This is a genomic window from Dolichospermum sp. UHCC 0315A, from assembly GCF_008121535.1.
Lineage (GTDB): Bacteria > Cyanobacteriota > Cyanobacteriia > Cyanobacteriales > Nostocaceae > Dolichospermum > Dolichospermum lemmermannii.
This window is the reverse complement of sequence record NZ_CP043056.1, coordinates 828,056-849,948: the sequence shown is the minus strand read 5'-3', so window position 1 is coordinate 849,948 and position 21,893 is coordinate 828,056. Positions and strand designations below refer to the sequence as shown.

Below are 21,893 nucleotides of genomic sequence, written 5' to 3'. Positions count from 1 at the left end.
CTGAAAAAGTGGCAAAAGGCAAAATCAGGACTTCTTAGTTCTTCAATCAAGATGCAACTATAAGTTTTTGTTGTTTTTTATCAGACAAGGTATAAGTTTTAATAATCAGAAATAAGATGTTCTTTTCCAAAATTGGCATAAAAAACCCGAAAAAATCCGCTTTTTGGGAGGATCTACCTCCCATGATATTTTATATTAAGGGATAGGCACAGATCGCAATAACCGTTCAACTATAGTTTTGGCATTTCTTCCCCCTCTAGGAATCAGACGATGACAAAGAACGTGCGGTGCGAGAAACTTGACATCATCGGGAAGAGCATATTCTCTACCTAAAATAAAAGCCAGTGCTTGGGAAGCTTTTTGTAACGCCACAGTACCACGAGGACTCACACCAAGAGTGATTTCTTCATCCTGTCTAGTAGTTCGCACCAATTCCAAAATGTATTGTTGCAAAGATGCTTCTACCTTGACTTGAGAACAAGCTTGGCGTAATGCTTGGACTTCTTCTAAAGTAATACAAGGCTGTAAATCAGCAACTTTTAAACCTGCTTGCAGATTTTGGAGCATTTGCATTTCTTCTGATTCAGAAGGATAGCCTAAACTTAAAGACAGCATAAACCGGTCCATTTGAGCTTCTGGGAGGGGAAACGTCCCTTGGTACTCAATGGGGTTTTGGGTAGCAATTACAAAGAATGGCTGGGGAACTAGACGAGAAACACCATCAACTGTTACCTGATGTTCTTCCATCACTTCCAGCAAAGCCGACTGGGTACGAGGTGTAGCCCGGTTAATCTCATCCGCTAGGAGGACGTTAGCAAATACAGGGCCTTGTAGAAATGTAAATTCCCCAGTTTTAGGATTCCAAATATTTGTGCCGGTGATATCTGTGGGGAGTAAGTCAGGGGTACATTGTAACCGTTGAAATTTACCATCTACAGAACGAGCTAGAGATTTGGCTAAGAGGGTTTTCCCGACACCGGGAACATCTTCTAATAAAGCATGACCACCACCAAGTAAAGCTACTATGACTAAGCGGATGGCTTCATGTTTACCAACAATGGTACGAGCCAAATTTTGTGTTAAAGCGTCAATTTTTTCTCTCATGCAGTACCTGGGGGGGAATGGAGAAGGTTTACTTCTGAGTTTTGACTAAAAACTTGTTTAATAGTTTAGCCTTTTCTACAGTATTCCCACGTAACAAGCTTAATCCAGCATAAGAATTAAAGATTTCTGGAGTTGCTAAACCACTAACGCGAGAAGAAAAAATCAAAAAACAGCTTTTTGGAACTGGTTTTACTTCTAAATATATTATTTAATCACAGATTTTATAATCGATCTCAAAAAGTTTAAAACCATAGTTGTTTAAAAAATCCTCTGCAAGTTCTCCCCAGCTTGAATTAAATCTTGGATAATAAAATTTAGGAGTACAAACATAAGCTTCTAAATTTAAACCCGCGTAGTTTTTTTCTAATTTAAGATGAAACCAACTGATAGTGGTTTTTAATTGGTCAATGGACTCTTTCCTATTTTTACGTATAGCTCTTTCTTCTTCACTTGTTGCATTTAATTTGAACTCTACAAAACAAAAATCATTTTCATCAAAAAATACAAAATCGCAACGACGAGAATTACTAAATCTTAAAAGTCCTTTGTCTCCATCAATAGGAATAAAACCAACCATTTTAGCATTACTTATACTAAATAATTTAGTGCTATCAAAATCGGTTATCACAGTCTCATTACCATTTAAATTAATCGTAAATGTATTATCATCAAAACAAATACTGACAATAATAAAAGATTGTCGTCCGTACTCCTGCACTTCTATCACTGAAAACTCTGATCTCATTTCAATTTCCAGAACATCGGAAAAATTATCAAAAGCAGTTGATAGAAGTTCTTTAATATCCTCAAATTTGCTCATTTTCTTTTGAAAGTTTTAGCGTGAATACTGTACAAAGCTTGAAAATCACCACCCAAAATTTCCGAAACTGTATCTAAATAATTTTGTTGAATAGTACCTTTTTCTTGATTAAAAATAGGTTCGCAGTAATTAGTATCTTCACCAACAGATTGATTTCCTAAAGAATAAGCAGAAAAATCTTTAGCACTTAACCAGGAATCTTGGGGAATTATTTGTGCTACTTCTGATTCTGTTGACGGATTTTTTTCAACTACTCTATTTGCGAAGAGTAAATTATTAAAAACTGTGAGAACATAGGGACTATGGGTGGTGATAATTAGTTGGTTATCATCATTTTGATTTACCATTAAAGTCAATAATTCAATTAGTTGCTTTTGAGCAACAGGGAATAAATGTGCTTCTGGTTCTTCTATTATTCTTAATACTTTTGCATCATCAAGGATATTAATAAAAATATCTTGTAATATCCTAATAGATTCTTGCTGTCCTGATGAAGCATTGGAAAGATAAACATATTCTTGTTCCATATTTAATACAATTATTTCTCCCCTGTGATCAATTTGGTATTCACCTTTGAGGATTTTATCTATTCTATTTTTGATATCATATAATTTTCCTTTCACTTCATTTCTTGCATAATTATCAATTAGTCCTTCAAAACTAAAATCTCCAATCTTTCTAAAAGTCTCTTTAATTCGCACAATTTTTTCCATAAATTTTAACATCAAAGTTTCATCTATGGTTTGTCGTTGTAACGTTTTTCTTCTGTTTTCTCCTAAACTAGATTGAATTAAATATTTTTCAAATAAATCAGAATAACTTACTGTTACGTTTCTTCCCGCAATAATAAACAATGAATCTGTTTGCTGACTTTCAAACAATTCATTTAGCAATCTATAAAGTTGTTCAATATATCTAATTTTCTCTGCTGTAGAAAATAATTGCAATTGCTCACTAATACTATTTGAATTTAAAGGTTCTTGTAAAAGTCGTTTAAGACTACTTATAGAAGCTTTAAAACTACTATCTAATAGATCACCCAAATGAGTTTTTAGTCTTTTGTTTTCATCAATACTTAATCTGAGGACTTTATTTTTCTCGAAACTATAATAAAATTCTATTTTAAAATCAGGTAAATTCTTTGTAGAACCAAAGAAACTCTCAAATTTTTTTCTTATAGGATTAATAATATCAGACATAGGCTCAAGCTGGCTATGATTTGTATCTTGATAGATTTGAGTAAATAAATCATCTTTTAGTGATTTGAAAAAATAAATCAATTTAGCAATAGTGCTTTTACCACTAGCTTGTTCACCAATCAAAACTAATATTTTCTTGACTTCAATTTCTGCATATTCAATTGGACCGAAGTTTTCGATGATTATTTTTTGCATAGGTAAATGTGATTTTTTGATGATTATACAATAAATATACCATAATAGAAATACTTTTTGGGAGGCATAACCTCCCATGATATTTCATATTACATAGGTGGTTTTTTGTTTTTGGAAATTTCTCCAGCATTAGGAATTAAAAATTTCTTGAGCTGCTGTACAATCAAGTTGAATTTGATTTTTCAGCGCTTCTAAGGAAGAAAATTTCTGTTCGGGGCGCAGAAATTTTATTAGCTGTACCAGCAAATTTTTTCCATACAAATCACCAGACCAATTTAATAAATGTACTTCTACGCTAGTATCTATACCATTAACTGTGGGACGATTGCCAATATTCATGACTCCAAAATGTTGAGTGGGAGAGTTGTCTGGAGTTTCGTTATGAATAATAACCTCCACAGCATAAACACCATGACGAGGTAAAAATTTATCTTTTGGTAGTTGAATATTGGCGGTAGGAAAGCCGATAGTTCTCCCTAATTTTTGACCTGTTACTACTATACCTGTAAGGCTGTAAGGTCTTCCCAAAAGACGATTTGCTTTTTGAATATCACCGACTTCCAAACTTTCCCGGATTAATGAGGTACTAATGCGAGTATCATCTGCTGCGGAAAAGTTTTCTATATCAGTTTTTATAGGAACTATGGTCACGGGTATATTATATTTCGCCGCGAGTATTTGCAAATCTTGAGCAGTACCCATGCGCTTTTTGCCAAAACAAAAGTCTTGTCCAACGCTAATCTGTTGACATTGTAGTTGTTGAACGAGGATTTTATCGACAAATTCTTCAGGGGAAAGGGCAGATAGTTCTCTATCAAAAGGTAATAATACCAATTGTTCCACCCCAAGCGATCGCAATTGTGCAACTTTTTCATCCAGTGGTGTTAACAAATCACGGGGAAGTCCTGTAAAAAACTCCTGGGGATGGGGATCAAATGTAACAACGGTTGAGTATGGGCGGACTGAATTCTCCTCACCCCGTGCTGACTGCAATACTGGCTGAATCACTCTTTGATGACCAAGATGAACACCATCAAATTTGCCAAGAGCAACAGCAGTTGGTGTCAGCAGTTCTTCTGTTGCAGAAGCAACCCATACAGAACACCCATTTTGAGACAAATTTAACACTTGGATTTTGGGATTTTAGGTTTGTTTTCGCTATCAGCGGTTAGCTACTGTTGAACCTTTGGTTCAGCCATTTATAACGATGTTGACGCTCTCGCGCTGTTAGATATCTAATCACCAATCTAATCTAAAATCGAGAAATCAGTTGATTAAATTGGTTTTTGACTGGGTATACCAACCGCACGGGGAAAACTAATTGGTGTGTTTGCTACTTTTCGTAAATAAAGACAATGACGAATACTATTACTCAAGGGAGTAGAAAATTCTTCAATTAGTTCAATTACCCCACCTAATTGGGTAACAGCAATTTCTAAACTTTCATTTTCGGCTTGAGTCCAAGTACCGCGATAAATTACCGCTAAACCGCCTTTTTTTACTAAAGGTAACGCATATTCAGCACAAGCAGAAACATTACCCACAGCCCTAATTACAGCTAGATCATACTGTTGTCTGTGTTGAATTTGCTGACCAATTTCTTCGGCTCTCCCCAGTAAAGTTTTGGCATTATTCAGAGCAAGTGCTGATAAAATTGTCTCAATAAAACTAATTTTCTTCCCTGTAGAATCTAAAAGCGTAACTTGAGAATTAGGAAAAACTAGAGAAATTGGGATACCAGGAAAACCTGCACCCGTACCAATATCAATTATCCGCTTACCCTTTTCAATACCGGGAATAAATAATTGTTTAGGTGCAATTCCTCGCAAAGAATCCCAAAGATGTTTTTCCCAAAATTCTTCAGGTTCAGTAATGCGAGTTAAGTTAAATTGGCGATTTCCTGCCAAGATTAATTGATAAAGCTGTTGAAATTGGTTTTCTTCCCAATTTGTTGGTTGCCAATTCAGAGTTTTTTGCCATATTTCCCCCATTTCTGGCAAACTAGTTATAGGTAAAGATTCTAAATTCATTGGTTAAAATTAATTTTTTTAAGTTATTTTGGCGTTACTGATTAAGGGTATGAATTTTAGTCTCACGCAAAGGCGCAATCACGCCAAGGAAAGAGTTTTAAAGGTTCAATTTGGGAATTTCATACCTAATTTTATGTGAAGCTACATAACATCATCAAATCCATGAATTCATCCCTCCTTATCTGTGTTCATCTGCGTTCATCTGCGTTCAATTACTCTGAAGATTAATTTAGAATTAAGCAGATTTTACCTCTTCTCCCTGACTTCTGACTCCTGACTGGTCACTGAGCGAAGCCGAAGTGCTGACTCCTGATGTTAAGACCCCATGATCTAAAGTCCAACAATAATCAGCTATTGGTAACATATCACCAGCGTCGTGTGTTACAACTAACAATGTCCAATCTTTTTTGAGTTCGGCTAATAAATTCACCAATTGGCGACGCATTGACCAATCTAAACCCGCTGTAGGTTCATCTAATAATAATAAATTTGGTTTACGAATTAACTGCACCGCTAAAGCTAAACGTCGCTGTTGTCCACCACTTAAAGCATGAGGTGACGCAGATAAAGATAAATGATCTAATCCAACCTCTGTTAATGCTTGTTTAACCCTGTCCGCTCCCAGTTCAGGATGTCCTAAGCGCAATTCTTCTAAAATTGTCGCCCCGCAAAAGTGTCTTTCTGGAAATTGAAATACTAAACCGGCTAATTGTTGTAGTTGTTCGGCTATGAGTCCCTGTTCTCTCCAGAAAACTCCACCAGCAGTGGGATCAGCCAATCCAGATAAAATTTCTAATAAGGTGCTTTTACCCGAACCGCTAGGACCAATAATTAAACCCAGTTTCTGGGGTGGTAATTCTAAATTTATAGCTTGAAGAATTGCTTTTGGGCAGGCTGTGGGGTGATAAGTTAGATTTCTGAGATAGAGCATTTGTGAAGATTACCAAGTTATGAAAAATTTTGATGGAAATAGACGTAATTTATATTCACTATTTTTGCATTTTAGGTAATAGACACAACAATTTCAACTGTAATTATTCTGAGGGTTATCATGTTTAAACAGGTTTTAATGCCTCAATTTAGGATATTCTGGCGATTTGCTCCATTTTTAAAGGTGACTGTAACTACTTCCATCCTTTTAAATATTTTAGTAAATCCATCCTTTGCGGGTGATCCATTTCGCTCTCGTGAACCTCATAAAATTGGCGATCGCACGGAAGCTGTTTTTAATGCTATTTTTCAGCAAGGAAATTACCCAGCAGCCAAAGATGCTTTACAAAAAGCCGTCTCTAGCGAACCCAATGAACCTTTAATTTACGCCCTTCAGGCTTCTTTAGCATATCAAAATCAAGATCAGACTAGTTTAGCAAAATACAGCCGAAAAACCCTGGAAACTGGACAAAATCTCATCGCTAGTGACCCATTACGTGGTAATTTATACACTGCGGTTGGTCATTTTTTAGAGGGGGCGGTAATTTTAAAGCGGGAAGGAACTGTAAATGGTGCGCCCCTCGCTTTTAGTCGGTTGCGGAAAGTCTATACATATCTTGACAGAGCCGAAGAGATTTCTGCTAATGATCCAGAGTTAAACTTAATTCGCGGCTATATGGATTTAATGTTAGCTGTGAATTTACCTTTTACTAGTCCAGATGATGCAATTAACCGATTGGAAAAAAATGCAGCACCTGGTTATTTAGTAGATAGAGGTATTGCTTTAGCATATCGAGATTTAAAACAACATTCCCAGGCTTTAGATTATGTCAACCGCGCCTTAAAAACAACTGCTGACAACCCAGAAATTTACTATCTCAAAGCCCAAATTCTCCATGAAAAAGGAAAAAAAGAAAAAAGTCAGGATTTAATCAAGGAAGCAATAATTCATTTTGATAAAGCATTAGCCAAAAAGTCTCAACTTCCTGCTAACTTAGTTAAACAAATTGAATATGAACGCAATCAGGCTGTCAGTGGTCAGTAGTCAGTGGTCAGTTGTTACAAAATTCTAGTTTTACCCATTACAAAAATGGAAATTCAATTCCGCGAGTTTAATCCTTTTGATGCTTGGATTTGGTTGAAGTTTAGCAATGTTCCCTCCCAACGGGAAAAACAATATGTAGAAGAAGTATTCAATTCCTGGTTTTATCTAGGTAAATTGGGGGGATTTAATGCGGAAAATCTGCAAATCCAAGATACAGGACTTGATATCAGCTACATGGACTATGATGCAAGAGGCTATGATAAAAGCTTAATGGCTTTGATGCACAACATGGGTGAATTTGAATATGAAGGAGAATGGGGACGTTGTTGGTTTGATTTAGGTACAAGTGATGCGATCGCATTAGACATTCTGATCAACGCCCTCACCCAACTAACTGAAGAATACGTCACAATTGAAGAACTATACATTGGTGGCGAAAATTCAGATTGGCCTACAGAAGATAGCGAAAGTCGTCCCTCTTCAATTTACGATAATTAATTGTCATCATGAATAAAGAAGGTCAAATTCGGGTAATTGTTTTAGCCCTAATTCGAGATGGTAATAGAATATTTGTTTCTGAAGGATTCGATCCTAAGAAACAATCAATATTCTACCGGGCTTTAGGTGGTGGCGTAGAATTTGGCGAAACTAGCCGCATAGCCTTAGCTAGAGAATTTCAAGAAGAAATTCAAGCCGAATTAACAAATATTCGCTATCTAAGTTGTATTGAGAACTTATTTACTTTTGACGGTAGACAAGGACATGAAATCATTCAACTTTATGAATGCGACTTTGCTGATTCCCAGTTTTATCAAATTGAAAGTTTAACTTTTGCGGAAACACCAGAACGTCAACATCGCGCATTGTGGATAGATATTTCTCGATTCAAATCTGGTGAATTAAGATTAGTTCCCGAAGTCTTTTTTGATTATTTGTAAACCTAGATCCCCGACTTCTTTTTTTATCTTGTCACTAAATAATAAATTAAGTTGAGAAGTCGGGGATCTTAATCACTCAAGATTGCTATATTAAAACTAAAGGTAAATACAGGAAGTTAATTATGACTCTACAATTAGCAAAACCACGCCTTAACACCTTTCGTCTCAATGTTTCTCAATACCATCAAATGAGCGAAGTCGGTATTTTTTCAGAAAATGATAAGGTAGAACTAATTAATGGAGAAATTATAGAAATGTCACCAATTGGTAGAAGACACGCAGCTTGTGTTGACAGAATTAATCGCTTATTTAGCAATATTCTGGGAATGAAAGTGATTGTTAGGGTACAAAATCCGATTATCTTAAACAACTTATCTGAACCTGAACCAGATATTGCATTACTACAACCCCGTGCAGATTTTTATGAATCTGGACACCCTCAACCCCAAGATATCTTCTTATTAATTGAAGTTGCAGATAGCAGTCTAGAATATGATAGAGACGTAAAAATTCCTCTCTATGCTAGTAGTGGTATTACTGAAGTTTGGTTAGTTGATATTTATGAACAAGTGATTATTGTTTATCGCTACCCTAGCGAAAATGGTTATAGCGACATTCAAAAACTAAGTCGAGGAGAAAAAATGTCAATTCAAGCATTCCCCGAAATTAACTTAGTTGTAGATGATATTTTAGGATCAATAGTTTCATAGCCAATCTCTAAATAACATCCAATTCACATCCTCAGATATTAGTTATTGAGATTGCAGAAATACTAATCAAAGCAATAATGTTTTTTTACGTCGCTGGTAATTTCCCATGTACAAGACATCCCAGCGGGAAAAGTTACTAAGTCTCCCTTACCCATTTGTACCGCTTGTCCTCCATCAGGAGTGACAACAACATTACCTTCTAAAAAGTAGCAAGTTTCTTGATCATCGTAAGCCCAGGAAAATTGGGATATTTCCTTTTCCCAAATTGGCCAGTTGAATACATCTAACTCGTTGAGATGTTCAAGATTTGGTTGATGTACGACTTTAATTTCCATGAGTTGTATTTAACAATAAGATTGGATGTCTTCTCCACACTTATCTACTAAATAACATAATGCGCGAAAACGCAAGCCGACAAACTGATCATACAGTGGGTTTAGTTTGCACATAGGTGGAATATGAGCAATTGTTCGTCCAAAAACCACGATATCACGCTCGAAGGGACATTGGGCAGGAATTACTTTAGCAATCAATTTGGCAACTCGACGATTATCAATTTCAATGTCGTCTAGACGTTGACGGATTTTTTGCAATAAATCAAACTTATTTTTAACTGAATGGTTTTCTTCGATAGGGTTGACAAAACTGGAGAGAATCATCGGTTCACTATTTGTTTTTAGCATTATTGTAAATCCTATGTAGATGAGATTGATAGAAATTGGACAATGTGGCAATTTGGACTGAACTTGAAGAACGGTAAAGTAGTTGAACTAATTTTTATTAAAACTGGCTTTGTGTTGAATAACTGTTCAGTTGAATACAAAATAACAAAGAAAATATAAAAATGGTATAGTCTTAGCTTATGGATTCCTGATATTGAATATAGTAATTTTATATATAAAATTACTATGGGAATTGCCAAAAACACGGATGTATATAGCTTTCTCCTCCAGCTAGACTGCATAACCATTAGGAAACGATGACATTAATTTTAGGTGATAGAAGATCAATAAAAAAGCTATGCAAGTCACTTTATCGCAGGGAATAGGGAACAGGTAATTTTCTTCTGACTCGGTGACTCCTAACTGGGCCTAGTCCCTGCGTCCCTACCTCCTGCTAACGCTGGCAATTTTGCAAAATATAACTACACAACTCGCAAAAACCATCTCCTTCGGCTGCTGTAGTTATATATGTAGGTTGATGCTGTAACTGATTTGTATACTCCTGGATATTTGCCACACCTACGGACATAGGAAAATAACGCTGGTTAAATAAACTTTCATCATTGGGACTGTCACCAACAGTGATAACCTGTTCTGGCAAGTATGTGGGAAAATATTGATCTAAGACTTTTAATAAACCAGCAGCTTTATTTTGTCCTTGGGGTTTAATATGGCACTGAATATTGCTGTAAGTAAATCCCCAACCCATCTGTTTACAAAGATCACTTATATTTTTTAGTTGATCAGTCGTTAGTGAGGTAAGATCAAATGTCCAGTCTGTGACTCGAAATAAATTATCAGCAGATGCTCGGATTTGTGGAAAATAAGTTTGTAAGTTCACAAAGGTTCTAGCTAAATCTTGACGATGGTTAGCCAAATCAGGAATATGCGTGAGTGTAACTGGATCAGAATTACCTGATGGATAAAATAAACCACCATTTTCGGCAATCGCACCGACAATGGGCATTAAACTACTAATAGCACTTACCCACCCAGCCGAACGTCCAGTCACAATCAAGACCGGAATTTTGGCTGCTGATAGACTCTCTAAAGTATTTAGCAGTTGAGATGTAAATCTGCCATCTTTAGTTAGTGTCCCATCCATATCTGTTGCTAACAGGCAAATATGATATGAATGCGTAGATGTTATATCAGACAATGGCTGTATATTGATAAAATGCTGATCCAAGTGACTAATAGGTTTGTACATATGACATGATCAAGACAATGTAAAAAATACTTATACCACAGCCAACTACTAAATAAGATTTGGGTATTCTAAACATCAGGAGTTAAAAGGTTCAAATTGTGAATTATGGTTAGTACAATTTTTCTGGCTCAATCGTCTAGATTGAAAACAACAAAAACGAATACAGAAGTTTCTAGCAATGAATTCCCAGCTATACCATTGCTATTGTGTGCTAGTGGAGGACTGGTTTTAGCTCTGGTTGCTGTAATTATTTATGGCAAAATTTTAGTGCAAAAGGGGGAGAAAAAACTAACTTTTGAAAAATTCCGCACACGAGAATTAGAGAAAAAGCTGAAGTTAGCTTTAGAAACTATTCGCAAAATGGAAACTAATCCAGATTTACTTCACTCACGGGACTTTAACTTAGATTATCTGCGAATGCGGATGTCAGAGGACGTATTCTATTTTGCCCTAGTTAATCAAATTAAAATTAAGGTTAAAGATAAGATATCTCAAGTCCTACGTCCTGCTCAAACTAACCAAGGATCTATAGGAATTGCTAGTAATACTGGTAAGGAAATAGATGAAACTTTCGATATTGAGTATGAAACTGGTGTAGCACCCAACATTGTGAAACGGGTGCTGTTTAGAGCCCAAATTCGATTAATGAAGTTGCCAACTCAAGCTACTTCTTCTACAATTAGTGAAATTATGAATTGTATAGAAACATACCTTAGACCCAAGGAAGATGATGATACCTGGCAACCGACTATTCAAGGTAGGATTGTTTATATGCACTGGGATCAAAAGGCTAAACCTACCGCGTTGCTGGTACTAGAACAATCAAATGAAGGCGTGAATGTGACATTTAGAACTAGCCGTCAAACCCCTCTGACAAAAAACAGTAGGACAGCAAATTCACATCATGCAGACGCTATTCAGAAATAATCACAACTTGAAATTACCAATAAATACCGAGAAATTCAAACTGGAAAAAAATTTTGGTTTGGAATACATCACTTGTATTGAAGAAGACGGATCATCAAAATTAGGAGTTGTGATTAGAAGCAACATTTTGAGCATCACGGGTCAGAAGACCATCTTCCATTTCGACAATGCGATCAGCGATATCTAAAATCCGGTTATCGTGGGTTACTAATAAGATAGCAGTTCCCTGATCTTTAGCCAAACGCTGCATGATTTCGACTACATCACGTCCTGATTGTTTATCTAATGCGGCTGTTGGTTCATCTGCTAATACTAAAGGAGGATGATTAACTAAAGCGCGAGCGATCGCTATTCTTTGTTTTTGTCCACCAGATAAATTATCTGGATAGTAGTTAACCCGTTCTTGTAAACCTACAGATGCCAGCATATCTTCTGATTGGGAAATAGCTGTTGATTGGGAAATATTATTATTTAATTCCACAGCCATTTGCACATTTTGCCGAGCAGTTAAAAAACCCAATAAATTATGAGCTTGGAAAATATAACCAATCTTCCGTCTCATCTGTACCAGTTTGTTTTGACTAGCACCACACAATTCATCACCTAAAAATTTTAAACTTCCCTCTTGTACCGATCTTAACCCACCAATCAAACTTAATAAAGTTGTTTTCCCTGAACCAGATGGTCCAGTCATAATCACGATTTCTCCAGCATATATTTCCAAACTAATATCAAATAGAATCTGTTTTTTCAGCGATCCTTTACCGTAGTAGTGATTGATATTTTTAATAGATATTACAGGTTCTTTGTTGATCATAATAGGGGAGTGTAGGAGTCAGAAGTTGGGGAAGTTGGGGAAGTTGGGGAAGTTGGGGAAGTTGGGGAAGTTGGGGAAGTTGGGGAAGTTGGGGAAGTTGGGGAAGTTGGGGAAGTTGGGGAAGTTGGGGAATATTTCTTCCCAATGACCAATGACCAATGACCAATGACCAATGACCAATCTAAAAAATATCGGCTGGATCAGCAGAACTTAATTTCCGAATAGCAATCATTCCCGAAATAAAGCACATTAAAATAGTTAACATGATTACCATAATGGCGCGATTATAACTCATAAATATAGGCAAAAGTGTAGCATCTCTAGCAACATTATAAAGAACAAGAGCGCAGCCAAATCCAGGTAAATAACCAACAACAGCTAATAAAAAAGCCTCTTGAAGAATTACAGTTAGTAAATAATTTTGAGTGTAACCTATAGCTTTGAGCGTAGCATATTCAGATAAATGGTCATTGACTTCTGTATACAAAATTTGATAAACAATTACAGTTCCTACAATAAAACCCATAATTGTTCCTAAGGTAAAAATAAAGCCAATAGCTGTACTACTTGCCCAATAATTTCTTTCAAATTCAATAAATTCTTCCTTAGTTAAAACATTGATATCTGTAGGTAGATAACTTCGCAATTCTTGAGCTACTAGGATGGGATCTGCACCAGGCTTTAACTTAATAATGCCAATATCAATTAATCCCCGTTGACGGTTATTAAAAATCCGTAAAAAGTTAACATCACTCGTAATTAAATTTCCATCTGCACCAAAAGATGCCCCTAATGTAAATAATCCACCGACCTGAACTTTTCTTCTGCGTACTTCTGCTGAAACAACTTTTCCTGAATTAAAACTATCAGCAATCGGACCATATTCTACTCTGGAAGAACGGTCATATAAAACAACATCAGGAAGTTTGAGTTTATTTAAATTTTCGTCTACTCCAGGTAAATCAAAAAGATTAACTTCTGGATTTATGCCGAAAATTAAGATACTGCGAGGGCGACCTGTAACAGGATTTCTCCAGCTTGTATAGTCTAAATATATAGGATGTACTGACTGAACTGTAGGTAAGTCTAATGCCTTATATAAACGGCGTTGGGAAAAGGTTTTCATTGCCAAAACAGCATTAGATTGACTGTTAATTAAAACCACTTCTCCGGCTAAACTGCTGTGCATTCTCACGTTACTGTAATAGAGTGCATCCCGAAAACCTAGCTGCATGAACATTAAAATATCAGCAAAGGCAATACCTGACAAAGCCACTGCTAGGCGAGTTTTTTCTCTTGTCAGTTGCAGCCAAGATAAAGGTATTTTTACTGCCATTTTTTATTTTTTTTGATCTCGATACTAATTAAGTAGTTGAACATGAATATTTGGCGTAGAAATAGGAAGTTAATTCTCATTAATTTCTACGGTGACTTTAGCATTTGTTAAACCGGAAACTTGCTTGGTAAATTCTGGAGATAGGGCAATTTTCACTTCGACAACTCTGGCATCAATATCTGCCGCTGGATCATTATTGAGGACATCTTTCTTGCCAATTTTTCTACCAATTGATGTAATTCTGCCTTTTAATTGACCATTAAATGCACCGTTGTCACTAGAGATAGTAGCAGTTTGACCCAAACGGACTTTATTAATACTATCTTCAGGAACTTCTGCAACTACAAACATCTGATCTGTTTGTCCGATTTCCGCAATTCCATTTGCTCCCATGATTTCCCCTGATTTAGTGTGAATTTTTAATATTTCACCAGAACTAGGAGCTTTAACATAGCTTTGCTGAAGTTCTACTTGAGCTTTTCTCATTAAAGCAATGGCATTAGTAACTTGTGCTTGAGCAACTTGGACATTTAGCGGACTAACTACTAATATTCTGCTCAATCTTTCTCTTTCTTCGTCTATTTGTCTTTGTAAAGTGGAGACAGTTTTGTTACGGTTGGCTGTGGCTTCAATTAACTGCTGTTGTAAGGTCGCTAGGGTTTTAATTTGATTAGCTCTAGCTTCGGAAACTTGCTGTTGAATAGTATCTATTGCCCGTTTTAAACTAGCTTCACTTTCAATTAACTGTTGATTTGTAGTTAACGCACTTAAGCGACGGCGATCGCGTTCTTGCTGAGAAATAGCACCTTGTTTGTATAAAAAATCATAGCGCCCATAATCTACTTGAGCATTTCGTTGTTCGGCTCTAATCCGCTCCATATTGGCTTTTAAAGAATTTCTTTGTCCCAGTAGTTCCGCTTCCAAACGGTTAACTGTGGCTTGTTGGGCAACTTTATCACCACTTAACTGGGCAGCAATTCGGCTAATTGTTGCCTGTTGAGCCTCTTTTTCTCCAGCTAGTTGGGCTTGCAACCGAGAAATAATGAATCTTTGAGCTTGAGCATCTCTTGGTGGACCAGCACTAACTTGGGCTAAATTCGCACGGGATTCTTGCAATTTAGCTTTGGCTTCTTCTACTACTGCCATACTGGTATCGCGGCTGTCTAAAATGGCCACAATCTGTCCTTGCTGTACTCGTTGCCCTTCTCTGACTAAAAGTTGTTGTACCCGTGAACTACCTGATAAACCCGCTGGAGCAGAAAGTTTAACTACTTCTCCTCTTGGTTCTAAGCGTCCTATGGCAGTAATACTATTGGGAACTGGGGCAACAGATACAGTAGAAGTCAGTTTTTTTAATTGTTCCATTCTCGCTGTAGCTAAGAAACCGGCAGCTATAGCTACTGGTAAAGCTACGGCAATACTCAACCAAATTTTTGGCTGCTCAAGTGCCTTTTCTGGGGATTTTGATTTTTCATTCACCCTTGACATGATATTTAACCTATTTATCTGAATTGTGGTGATGAAACTAAAAAAGTAAATTAGCTGTAATTAAAATCCACAGCAAACTTTATACAATATTTACACCTTTTTAGGTTTTTGTTTTGGCAATTTTATAACTATTGTTGGGTATGATTAACTTTGGATAAACTACACTCTGTGATTATTCAGGTGTATTATCTTTACATGAAAATTTCTATCTCAAAGCAACCTGGGATACAATTGGTAGATTTTATAAATCATTAGTAGTTGAGATTCCACACTTCATTTTTAAGAAGATGTGCGAAATTTTAGAAGTTAAAGTTTACAAAAGAAAATAAAACTTTTGAGCAAATAGGTGAGAATTTTAACAATTAATAATTAATAATTACTAATTATCAGCCGAAACCGAATAACTAGAAACTTGAGTGATTAACGTTAATTTTCCCTCCCAGAAGTATCCGTGGTGATGACTTCATATAAATTCTACATTTATCAGTTGAGGGAAAACGTAACGCATTTTACAGATAGATTAATAGCAATTTTTAATTGCCGACATTTCTGGTAATTCTGGCAAATCAAATAAAACTGTAGTCATATAATTTTCTGCCCAATCTACACCAAAAGCTTTTTCTAGAACTCTACGGGTTTTATCATTTTGTTGTTGTTTGGTACAATAATTATGTTGTCCAGCAATAATTTGAGCTACTTTTTCCGGTGCAACTGGACTAGACGCGATGGCTTGTGTACAATGGATATCTAAAAATGATTCTACGTGAGAAAGAAACATTGTTTCTTCTTGGGGGGAACTAGGACGAATAAACAGACAAAAATCGGAAAAAATATTTCCCCATTCTGGTAAATCACGAGGTTGAGAAAAGTTGGATGTGGTTAATTTACTAAGTTGCGAATTATAACCATCTGGTAAAATCCGCTCTAAGTTTACCGGCGAAAGATCGGCAATTGCTGCACTAATTTGACCTCTACCTCCGACTAAATCACAACCAAACATGGGAATATCATATTCTGGACGGGGAAACATCACACAGTGCAGAATATCTAACATATTCCCTACTCTTGCTAGTTCCAAGTGTATTTTGCGAAACTGGGGACTTTGATAACAACGATTTTCAATAATCAGTTTTTCCCCTTCTAATTTACCTTCTACATATCCCAATTCCGCTGGTAAATGGTATGGTGATAAGTCTAGGTGTTTATGCCAAACTGCTTCAATACAATCAGCTAGTTGACGAATTAGGGGATGTTGTTGTTCACGCAAGGAAGGAGTCGAAGACATATTATTTAGGAAATACAATTTATTTGTTAGTTTACAATTATTTGTACCATTTTTTTCTGCCTAGAAATATAAACAAAAAGTTATAGTATGGGCTGATCATGAAAATAAACTTATGTGACAAAAAGTGGAATTGTATCCTGTAATATGATTGATTATCTGGGATACTGAATTGTAATATGTTAATATATAAATACTGACTCAAATAATACTTTTGCAGAAGCTAACGAAAAATAACAAGAAAGCACCATTAAATCTAAACCCAATAACTTGGAGGAATTATGAAAGCAATTAAAGTCATGGCAACCGTTAATCAACAAGGAAGTTTGTCCTTAGATAAACCATTAAATATTATTCAAAATAGCCGTGTAGAAGTTATTATTCTTATTCCAGAAGCAGTAGAAATTAACGAAGATCATGAACAAATTTCATCTAAAGAAGAAATAATTCAAGATTTTCGTCAGTCTTGGCACGAAGCAATGACTGGACACACAATTCCTGTTTCTCAACTTTGGGAAGGAATTGAAAATGTCTGATATCCCATTTATTCAAGTAGAAGTAACACTAAGATTTCAGCGAAATTTACGTAAACTAGCCAAGAAATATCTAAAGATTCACAATGATATTCAACCAGTTATAGAACAACTACAACAAGGAGAAAGACTCGGTGATTGCATTCCTAAAATCGGTTATGAAGTTTTCAAATTGCGCGTCAAAAATAGCGACACTCAAAAAGGTAAAAGTGGTGGTTATCGTCTCATTTACTATGTCAAAACTGCAACAGCTATTATTTTGCTAACCATTTATGCAAAATCTGAACAAGCTGATATTGCCCCAGATGATATCCAAAGTATTATTTCTGAATATGAATCTGAAGATTGACACTTATCCCCAAAAATCTATAACTTCATATCCCAATTCCTCGATCATCTGCCGCAATAAGGGTAAACTCAAACCAATGACATTACTGTGACAACCCTCGATTTTCTCCACAAATAAACTCCCAAATCCTTCTAAAGCAAAAGCCCCAGCGCATTGAAGAGGTTCACCTGTGGCTACATAAGCTTGAATAGCGCGATCGCTCATTTCTGCAAAATACACCCTAGTAACTTGACATTTAACCACAGTTTGATTTTTAGTGGTATCAATCAAAACATGACCAGTGTACAAGTCACCAAAATTACCTTGCATTAATTGCCACCGAGCGATCGCTTCCTCAGCATTTTCTGGTTTACCATAAATCCCCCCACCCATAGCCAAAACCGAATCACAACCCATCACCAAAGCTGACGGAAATTCGGAAACCACAGTTTCCGCTTTACACCTAGCCAGCGTTTTCACCAATTCCCCAGGTTCAGTCAGTTGTATTTGTGACTCATCGAAATCACTCGCACAAACCATTGGTTCAATTCCCACAGTTTGCAATAACCGACGACGCGCAACAGAAGCAGAAGCAAGGACAAATTGCGGAATTTTCATAAATTGCTGTATAAGTAATTTTTTGGGTAATTGATCATAGTTAATTCTCAATTACCACCATTTCTAATTATTAATAAACAGTGAAAGAACTCACAACTTCATCAATAATTCGTTGCAGTTTCTTCCAGCGTTTCTCAGGAACAGAAGCATTAAACGTAAACAGCTTACCACGACTGATAGCCACACTAGAAATATTATGTCTTTCCTGTCCATTAGGAAATTTAACTGCATATTCTAGAAAGTAGTAAATTTTCCCATTTACTTCCCTTTCAGCCGCATTGATTAACTCAGCAGTCCGATCAGAACCGACGGGAGCAAGAGCCGCCTTTCCTAATTTATAACCGACTTCTGTTGGTGTTCCCAATTCCGCTAAAGTTTTACCAGAGGGAACAGGACTAATTACCACAGACACATTTTCTGATACTTCAATTAAATCATGAAACACCACATCAGGCCCATCACCAACTTTAACTTGTAACCAACCATTAGGATAATCAAATTGATAACCGTCAGCACTATCTACAAACCTATTAAGTCCAGCCGCATGAGCCACACCAACACTACTCAAGCTGAAGCTCAAAACCAATAATAAGATGAACGTAATTCTTTGCCACATTTTTTCAAATTCCTTTGGTCAGTCAACAATACAAGGTAAAGATAATTGCAAGTTTTTATTTTCTCATTAATCTGGACAATGTGGAGACTTTAGTTTTGCCATCCTCTTCAGGCTTTATGAGTATGTGTGCTATAATTGGACAGTCTCGCACCTTGTGGTCAAATAAAAATCTCTTTGTGGCAACAATTAAGCCCCAAAGACTTTGAAAAATATGAAAAAAGTTGTCGTTGGTCTTTCCGGTGGCGTTGATAGTTCCGTAGCCGCCGCTATGCTGCATAATCAGGGCTATGATGTAATTGGTTTAACTCTTTGGCTGATGAAAGGCAAAGGGCAATGTTGCTCTGAAGGAATGATCGACGCGGCTGATATTTGTGAACAATTGGGTATACCCCATGAAGTTGTTGATATTCGGGATGTCTTTCAAACAGAAATTATTGATTTTTTGGTAACAGGTTATAGTGTGGGAATTACACCTTTGCCTTGTTCCCAATGTAACAAAACGGTGAAATTCGGTCCAATGGTGGAATATGCTCGGGAAAAATTGGCATCAACGAAAATCGCCACAGGTCATTATGCCCAAATCCGCTACGATGACACTACTAACCGTTACCAACTGTTACGAGCCGTAGACCGCAACAAAGATCAATCTTATTTCCTCTATGACTTATCCCAAGACTTATTAGGGGCAACAATTTTTCCTCTGGGTGAACTGAATAAAACTGATACTCGGAGAATTGCCACTGAATACAACTTAAAAACCGCCGATAAACCAGAAAGTCAAGATTTATGCTTGGTAGAAAGCAATGGTTCTATGCGGGCATTTTTAGATAAATATTTAGCCCCCAAACCCGGTGATATTGTTGATGAAACTGGTAAAGTTTTGGGACAACATGATGGTGTCCATCATTACACTATTGGTCAGCGAAAAGGCTTAGGTATCGCCGCCGCCGAACCCTTGTATGTGATCGAATTAGATGCAGCTAATAACAGGGTAATTGTAGGCGATCGCACCAAAGGCACTCAGTCAGAATGTACGATAAATCGGATAAATTGGGTTTCCATAGCTGAACCCGTCGCCCCCATTCGTGCTGAAGTCCAAATCCGTTATCGTTCCCAACCCGTACCTGTGACGGTAATTCCTTTAGCAGATTCCCGTGTGCGGTTAGTATTTGATGAACCGCAATTCAGTATCACACCTGGACAAGCTGCGGTTTGGTACGACGGAGAAAAGGTCTTAGGTGGGGGAATTATCGAACAGTTTGGTTGAGTCAATTCTGGATAAAGATTCGCCAATGACGGCTTTATTTTTCCCCAAAGTTTGAGCAATGCGTCAGGAATCAGTTAGGAATCAGAGTCGCTTGTATGAATCCAATGGATAATTCCTGTAAACCTTTGCAACTTTTTGCCCCATCTCTAGGTTTTAGTCAATATAGTAAAGACAACTAACTTATCGATCACCATGGGATTCCTAGGTCGCGCTAGTTCCCTCCGGGACGCAATGCGTTCGCTATCGCCCATTTCCGCAACCATGACATGACTCAGCCCTGCAAAACTTAGGGCGATCATAAAAACGAAACATTAGGGATTTAAGCCCCAAAGGAGAGCAAAACATGGCTCTAGAGCCTTGCACGGAAGTTCCTATTCAAACATATAGTCCCAAATCTATCGCTGATATCCCCGTACTCAAAGAACGAGGACAGAGAGAGGTATTTTGTGGCTTGACAGGTATTGTCTGGCTGCACCGCAAAATGCAGGATGCTTTTTTTCTGGTGGTGGGATCGCGTACCTGCGCCCATTTGATCCAATCTGCGGCTGGCGTAATGATTTTTGCGGAGCCAAGATTTGGTACAGCCATTCTCGGTGAACGGGATTTGGCAGGACTCGCGGATGCTAATGACGAATTAGACCGTGTTGTTGATCAGTTACTAGAGCGCCGCCCTGACATTGGCACATTATTTTTAGTGGGATCATGTCCCTCTGAAGTAATTAAGCTCGATCTTGCCAAAGCTGCGGAACGACTCAACCAGAGATTTTTTCCTAAAGTTCGGATTCTTAATTATTCAGGTAGTGGCATCGAAACCACCTTTACCCAAGGCGAAGATGCCTGTTTGGGATCGATGGTTCCCGTACTGCCCCACAGCGATGAACCAAGCCTGATGGTGGTTGGTAGCCTCGCAGATGTAGTAGAAGACCAGTTCCAAAGGCTATTTGACAAAATGGGGATGGGTTCCGTTTATTTCTTCCCGCCGCGCCGTGCTGCTGATTTGCCACCGATCGGTAAAGGTACGAAATTATTATTAGCCCAACCATTTTTAAGCGATACCGTGCGATCGCTGATTTCGCGTGGTGGGACATTATTACCATCGCCCTATCCTTTTGGGATCGAAGGGACGACTGCTTGGTTAAAAACCGCCGCCGATGCTTTCAATGTTGATCCCGATAAATTTGAACAGGCCATCGCCCCCGCCGCTAGTCGTGGCAAAGTTGCCTTAGACCGCTATCGTCAAACCCTGACAGGTCGCAAGGCTTTCCTATTTCCCGACTCACAATTAGAAATACCTTTAGCCCGTTTCTTATCGAGAGAATGTGGCATGGAGCTAGTCGAAGTTGGCACACCTTATATCGATCGCCTATTGATGGACAGCGAAATTAACCTGTTGCCAGTTGGGACAGCTTTATCAGAAGGTCAGGATGTGGAAAAGCAACTTGATCGCTGTCGTGAGGCGAAACCCGATATCACAGTCTGTGGGCTTGGCTTAGCCAATCCTCTCGAAGCTGAAGGGATGGCGACAAAATGGTCAATCGAGTTGGTATTTTCACCGATTCACGGTTACGACCAAGCCGCCGATTTAGCCGAGTTGTTTGCGCGTCCGCTTGAGAGACGTAGAAGATTAACAGTCTAAGAAATAGAGCGCGAAGCACTCTACATTCTTATTGATTTTTTTATATTGACATATACTAACCACGGCTAAAATATGGACTTTTAGAGAATCACAAAAACCCTAGATGTGCAGGGGTTTAGCACTACTAAACCCTATAGAATCA

The 21,893-nt window shown here is 37.4% G+C and carries 25 protein-coding genes; 9 read left to right on the top strand and 16 right to left on the bottom strand.

Annotated elements, in window-relative coordinates; genetic code table 11:
* Positions 1 to 195 precede the first annotated feature (195 nt).
* The 6 genes from BMF77_RS03935 to BMF77_RS03910 all read right to left on the bottom strand — a co-directional run bounded on the left by BMF77_RS03935 (position 196) and on the right by BMF77_RS03910 (position 6,279).
* Positions 196 to 1,104, bottom strand: coding sequence for a MoxR family ATPase (locus tag BMF77_RS03935; protein WP_015083692.1), 909 nt, complete (start codon positions 1,102 to 1,104; stop codon positions 196 to 198).
* Positions 1,105 to 1,312: 208 nt separating this feature from the next.
* Positions 1,313 to 1,924 (bottom strand): hypothetical protein, encoded by a 612-nt coding sequence (locus BMF77_RS03930; RefSeq protein WP_148760814.1) that lies wholly within the window; start codon positions 1,922 to 1,924, stop codon positions 1,313 to 1,315.
* Positions 1,921 to 3,318, bottom strand: a complete 1,398-nt coding sequence (locus BMF77_RS03925; RefSeq protein ID WP_148760812.1) for an AAA family ATPase — start codon at positions 3,316 to 3,318, stop codon at positions 1,921 to 1,923. The genes BMF77_RS03930 and BMF77_RS03925 overlap by 4 nt, the downstream gene beginning before the upstream one ends.
* A 129-nt stretch (positions 3,319 to 3,447) precedes the next feature.
* The gene (locus BMF77_RS03920; RefSeq protein WP_148760810.1) at positions 3,448 to 4,446 is read right to left on the bottom strand and encodes a bifunctional riboflavin kinase/FAD synthetase; all 999 of its coding nucleotides are present in this window, start codon (positions 4,444 to 4,446) and stop codon (positions 3,448 to 3,450) included.
* Between the two features lie 146 nt (positions 4,447 to 4,592).
* On the bottom strand, positions 4,593 to 5,348 hold the full coding sequence (rsmG, locus tag BMF77_RS03915) for a 16S rRNA (guanine(527)-N(7))-methyltransferase RsmG (protein ID WP_371735293.1): 756 nt from the start codon (positions 5,346 to 5,348) through the stop codon (positions 4,593 to 4,595).
* A gap of 235 nt (positions 5,349 to 5,583) precedes the next feature.
* Positions 5,584 to 6,279 carry an ABC transporter ATP-binding protein gene (locus tag BMF77_RS03910; RefSeq protein WP_148760808.1) on the bottom strand — a complete coding sequence of 232 codons (696 nt, stop codon included), beginning with the start codon at positions 6,277 to 6,279 and terminating at the stop codon, positions 5,584 to 5,586.
* Between the two features lie 120 nt (positions 6,280 to 6,399).
* Between BMF77_RS03910 and BMF77_RS03905 the strand changes: the two genes are divergently transcribed.
* From BMF77_RS03905 to BMF77_RS03890, 4 genes are all read left to right on the top strand, one after another.
* Positions 6,400 to 7,323, top strand: coding sequence for a Sll0314/Alr1548 family TPR repeat-containing protein (locus tag BMF77_RS03905; RefSeq protein ID WP_148760806.1), 924 nt, complete (start codon positions 6,400 to 6,402; stop codon positions 7,321 to 7,323).
* A 45-nt stretch (positions 7,324 to 7,368) separates the two neighbouring features.
* Positions 7,369 to 7,821 (top strand): DUF3531 family protein, encoded by a 453-nt coding sequence (locus BMF77_RS03900; RefSeq protein ID WP_148760804.1) that lies wholly within the window; start codon positions 7,369 to 7,371, stop codon positions 7,819 to 7,821.
* An 8-nt stretch (positions 7,822 to 7,829) separates the two neighbouring features.
* A complete protein-coding gene (locus BMF77_RS03895; RefSeq protein WP_015083700.1) occupies positions 7,830 to 8,261 on the top strand; it encodes an NUDIX hydrolase in 432 nt (143 codons plus the stop codon).
* Positions 8,262 to 8,383: 122 nt separating this feature from the next.
* Positions 8,384 to 8,971 carry a Uma2 family endonuclease gene (locus BMF77_RS03890; protein WP_148760802.1) on the top strand — a complete coding sequence of 196 codons (588 nt, stop codon included), beginning with the start codon at positions 8,384 to 8,386 and terminating at the stop codon, positions 8,969 to 8,971.
* A gap of 62 nt (positions 8,972 to 9,033) precedes the next feature.
* On the opposite strand, the gene BMF77_RS03885 is transcribed toward BMF77_RS03890, so the two are convergent.
* The 3 genes from BMF77_RS03885 to BMF77_RS03875 all read right to left on the bottom strand — a co-directional run bounded on the left by BMF77_RS03885 (position 9,034) and on the right by BMF77_RS03875 (position 10,903).
* Entirely contained in the window at positions 9,034 to 9,306 is a 273-nt protein-coding gene (locus BMF77_RS03885) for a cupin domain-containing protein (protein ID WP_148760800.1), read from the bottom strand.
* 9 nt (positions 9,307 to 9,315) lie between these two features.
* On the bottom strand, positions 9,316 to 9,654 hold the full coding sequence (locus tag BMF77_RS03880) for a Mo-dependent nitrogenase C-terminal domain-containing protein (protein ID WP_148760798.1): 339 nt from the start codon (positions 9,652 to 9,654) through the stop codon (positions 9,316 to 9,318).
* A 433-nt stretch (positions 9,655 to 10,087) separates the two neighbouring features.
* Complete coding sequence (locus BMF77_RS03875; protein ID WP_148760796.1) at positions 10,088 to 10,903, bottom strand: HAD family hydrolase; 816 nt, start codon at positions 10,901 to 10,903, stop codon at positions 10,088 to 10,090.
* A gap of 105 nt (positions 10,904 to 11,008) precedes the next feature.
* On the opposite strand from BMF77_RS03875, the gene BMF77_RS03870 reads away from it, so the two are divergent.
* Entirely contained in the window at positions 11,009 to 11,830 is an 822-nt protein-coding gene (locus tag BMF77_RS03870; protein WP_148760794.1) for a hypothetical protein, read from the top strand.
* A 100-nt stretch (positions 11,831 to 11,930) separates the two neighbouring features.
* On the opposite strand, the gene BMF77_RS03865 is transcribed toward BMF77_RS03870, so the two are convergent.
* The 5 genes from BMF77_RS03865 to BMF77_RS03850 form a co-directional block, all read right to left on the bottom strand.
* Positions 11,931 to 12,647, bottom strand: coding sequence for a DevA family ABC transporter ATP-binding protein (locus BMF77_RS03865; RefSeq protein ID WP_148760792.1), 717 nt, complete (start codon positions 12,645 to 12,647; stop codon positions 11,931 to 11,933).
* Positions 12,616 to 12,813, bottom strand: a complete 198-nt coding sequence (locus tag BMF77_RS27660; RefSeq protein ID WP_246863060.1) for a hypothetical protein — start codon at positions 12,811 to 12,813, stop codon at positions 12,616 to 12,618. Before BMF77_RS27660 ends, BMF77_RS03865 begins: the two co-directional genes overlap by 32 nt.
* 15 nt (positions 12,814 to 12,828) lie before the next feature.
* On the bottom strand, positions 12,829 to 13,983 hold the full coding sequence (gene devC / locus BMF77_RS03860; RefSeq protein ID WP_148760790.1) for an ABC transporter permease DevC: 1,155 nt from the start codon (positions 13,981 to 13,983) through the stop codon (positions 12,829 to 12,831).
* A gap of 69 nt (positions 13,984 to 14,052) precedes the next feature.
* Entirely contained in the window at positions 14,053 to 15,471 is a 1,419-nt protein-coding gene (locus tag BMF77_RS03855) for an HlyD family efflux transporter periplasmic adaptor subunit (RefSeq protein ID WP_148760787.1), read from the bottom strand.
* 520 nt (positions 15,472 to 15,991) lie between these two features.
* Positions 15,992 to 16,756: a phycocyanobilin:ferredoxin oxidoreductase gene (locus BMF77_RS03850; RefSeq protein WP_148760786.1), complete on the bottom strand. Its 765-nt coding sequence runs from the start codon at positions 16,754 to 16,756 to the stop codon at positions 15,992 to 15,994.
* Positions 16,757 to 17,034: 278 nt separating this feature from the next.
* Here BMF77_RS03850 and BMF77_RS03845 point away from each other — a divergent pair, with 278 nt between their 5' ends.
* Positions 17,035 to 17,289 (top strand): hypothetical protein, encoded by a 255-nt coding sequence (locus tag BMF77_RS03845; protein ID WP_148760784.1) that lies wholly within the window; start codon positions 17,035 to 17,037, stop codon positions 17,287 to 17,289.
* Positions 17,282 to 17,635 carry a type II toxin-antitoxin system RelE/ParE family toxin gene (locus BMF77_RS03840; protein WP_148760782.1) on the top strand — a complete coding sequence of 118 codons (354 nt, stop codon included), beginning with the start codon at positions 17,282 to 17,284 and terminating at the stop codon, positions 17,633 to 17,635. The genes BMF77_RS03845 and BMF77_RS03840 overlap by 8 nt, the downstream gene beginning before the upstream one ends.
* Before the next feature lie 3 nt (positions 17,636 to 17,638).
* Here BMF77_RS03840 and BMF77_RS03835 read toward each other — a convergent pair whose 3' ends face one another.
* Entirely contained in the window at positions 17,639 to 18,232 is a 594-nt protein-coding gene (locus BMF77_RS03835; RefSeq protein WP_148760781.1) for a nucleoside triphosphate pyrophosphatase, read from the bottom strand.
* Positions 18,233 to 18,302: 70 nt separating this feature from the next.
* Positions 18,303 to 18,848, bottom strand: a complete 546-nt coding sequence (psbP, locus tag BMF77_RS03830) for a photosystem II reaction center PsbP (protein WP_148760780.1) — start codon at positions 18,846 to 18,848, stop codon at positions 18,303 to 18,305.
* Between the two features lie 211 nt (positions 18,849 to 19,059).
* Between psbP and mnmA the strand changes: the two genes are divergently transcribed.
* Together mnmA and BMF77_RS03820 are read left to right on the top strand one after the other, a co-directional pair.
* Positions 19,060 to 20,115 (top strand): tRNA 2-thiouridine(34) synthase MnmA, encoded by a 1,056-nt coding sequence (mnmA, locus tag BMF77_RS03825; protein WP_148760779.1) that lies wholly within the window; start codon positions 19,060 to 19,062, stop codon positions 20,113 to 20,115.
* Positions 20,116 to 20,458: 343 nt separating this feature from the next.
* Entirely contained in the window at positions 20,459 to 21,751 is a 1,293-nt protein-coding gene (locus BMF77_RS03820) for a ferredoxin:protochlorophyllide reductase (ATP-dependent) subunit N (protein ID WP_148760778.1), read from the top strand.
* Positions 21,752 to 21,893: the final 142 nt, after the last annotated feature.

Coding starts and splice junctions, on each gene's coding strand:
- mnmA (WP_148760779.1), top strand. CDS start 19,060: ATGAAAAAAGTTGTCGTTGGTCTTTCCGGTGGCGTTGATAGTTCCGTA.
- BMF77_RS03895 (WP_015083700.1), top strand. CDS start 7,830: ATGAATAAAGAAGGTCAAATTCGGGTAATTGTTTTAGCCCTAATTCGA.
- BMF77_RS03925 (WP_148760812.1), bottom strand. CDS start 3,318: ATGCAAAAAATAATCATCGAAAACTTCGGTCCAATTGAATATGCAGAA.
- psbP (WP_148760780.1), bottom strand. CDS start 18,848: ATGTGGCAAAGAATTACGTTCATCTTATTATTGGTTTTGAGCTTCAGC.
- BMF77_RS03855 (WP_148760787.1), bottom strand. CDS start 15,471: ATGTCAAGGGTGAATGAAAAATCAAAATCCCCAGAAAAGGCACTTGAG.
- BMF77_RS03870 (WP_148760794.1), top strand. CDS start 11,009: ATGGTTAGTACAATTTTTCTGGCTCAATCGTCTAGATTGAAAACAACA.
- BMF77_RS03875 (WP_148760796.1), bottom strand. CDS start 10,903: ATGTACAAACCTATTAGTCACTTGGATCAGCATTTTATCAATATACAG.
- BMF77_RS03890 (WP_148760802.1), top strand. CDS start 8,384: ATGACTCTACAATTAGCAAAACCACGCCTTAACACCTTTCGTCTCAAT.
- BMF77_RS03840 (WP_148760782.1), top strand. CDS start 17,282: ATGTCTGATATCCCATTTATTCAAGTAGAAGTAACACTAAGATTTCAG.
- BMF77_RS03845 (WP_148760784.1), top strand. CDS start 17,035: ATGAAAGCAATTAAAGTCATGGCAACCGTTAATCAACAAGGAAGTTTG.
- BMF77_RS03910 (WP_148760808.1), bottom strand. CDS start 6,279: ATGCTCTATCTCAGAAATCTAACTTATCACCCCACAGCCTGCCCAAAA.
- BMF77_RS03900 (WP_148760804.1), top strand. CDS start 7,369: ATGGAAATTCAATTCCGCGAGTTTAATCCTTTTGATGCTTGGATTTGG.
- BMF77_RS03820 (WP_148760778.1), top strand. CDS start 20,459: ATGGCTCTAGAGCCTTGCACGGAAGTTCCTATTCAAACATATAGTCCC.
- BMF77_RS03850 (WP_148760786.1), bottom strand. CDS start 16,756: ATGTCTTCGACTCCTTCCTTGCGTGAACAACAACATCCCCTAATTCGT.
- BMF77_RS03930 (WP_148760814.1), bottom strand. CDS start 1,924: ATGAGCAAATTTGAGGATATTAAAGAACTTCTATCAACTGCTTTTGAT.
- BMF77_RS03905 (WP_148760806.1), top strand. CDS start 6,400: ATGTTTAAACAGGTTTTAATGCCTCAATTTAGGATATTCTGGCGATTT.
- BMF77_RS03865 (WP_148760792.1), bottom strand. CDS start 12,647: ATGATCAACAAAGAACCTGTAATATCTATTAAAAATATCAATCACTAC.
- BMF77_RS03880 (WP_148760798.1), bottom strand. CDS start 9,654: ATGCTAAAAACAAATAGTGAACCGATGATTCTCTCCAGTTTTGTCAAC.
- rsmG (WP_371735293.1), bottom strand. CDS start 5,348: ATGAATTTAGAATCTTTACCTATAACTAGTTTGCCAGAAATGGGGGAA.
- devC (WP_148760790.1), bottom strand. CDS start 13,983: ATGGCAGTAAAAATACCTTTATCTTGGCTGCAACTGACAAGAGAAAAA.
- BMF77_RS03935 (WP_015083692.1), bottom strand. CDS start 1,104: ATGAGAGAAAAAATTGACGCTTTAACACAAAATTTGGCTCGTACCATT.
- BMF77_RS03885 (WP_148760800.1), bottom strand. CDS start 9,306: ATGGAAATTAAAGTCGTACATCAACCAAATCTTGAACATCTCAACGAG.
- BMF77_RS03835 (WP_148760781.1), bottom strand. CDS start 18,232: ATGAAAATTCCGCAATTTGTCCTTGCTTCTGCTTCTGTTGCGCGTCGT.